The 646-nt window shown below is 71.2% G+C and carries 2 protein-coding genes; both read right to left on the reverse strand.

Translation table 11 applies throughout. The features are described from left to right. Nucleotides 1–273, reverse strand: a 273-nt coding sequence (locus tag EXE47_RS18265; protein WP_158293634.1) for an AMP-binding protein, incomplete at its 3' end; no start/stop codon positions are given. Between the two features lie 33 nt (nt 274–306). Next, the coding region (locus EXE47_RS18270; RefSeq protein WP_137708632.1) for a universal stress protein at nt 307–646 on the reverse strand (340 nt) is incomplete at its 5' end.

A 646-nucleotide genomic window follows, 5' to 3' on the forward strand; every position in this document is an offset into this window, starting at 1 on the left:
CGCGATCTCGCGCGACGTCAGCTCCTGTCCGAGCGGGACGAACGTCGCCCCGATCCGCATCGTCGCGTGAACGAGCCCGACGGTGCCCACGTACGGGGGCGTGAGCACGCCGATTCGATCGCCCTCGCCGAGTCCGTGCGCGACGAGGCGGCCCGCGGTCTCGGCGACCAGGCGGTCGAGGTCGGTGTAGCTCCACGCCTCGCCGTCCTCGGCGCGGACGAGGGCGGTGTCGTCCGGCGACGAGACCACGCGGTGGGAGAGCCAGTCGCGCATCGGTGTCACCCGCGTCCGCCGAGTACGGTGCGGTTACTCATCCGCCGGCTGGCGCACGGTCAACACCGGCACGTCCGAGGTGCGGACGACGCGCTCCGTGACGCTTCCGAGGAGGTAGCGGTCGATCCCCTTCCGACCGTGGGTCCCCATCACGACGACGTCGATGTCGTGCTCGTCGACGTAGTCCTGAATCGAGCGGTACGCGGTGCCGGAGACGACGGTGGAGACGCACTCGACGTCGGCGTCGGCGGCGGCCTCGGCCACGCGGCCCGTCGCCTCCTTCCCCTCGGATTCGAGCGCCTCGACGACGATCTCCGCGCCTGCTTCCAGACTGGAGTACGCCGCGCCGTCGACGACGTACAGCGCGTGGAGT

Origin of the sequence: Halorubrum sp. GN12_10-3_MGM, assembly GCF_005435235.1 — an archaeon.
Taxonomy (GTDB): domain Archaea; phylum Halobacteriota; class Halobacteria; order Halobacteriales; family Haloferacaceae; genus Halorubrum; species Halorubrum ezzemoulense.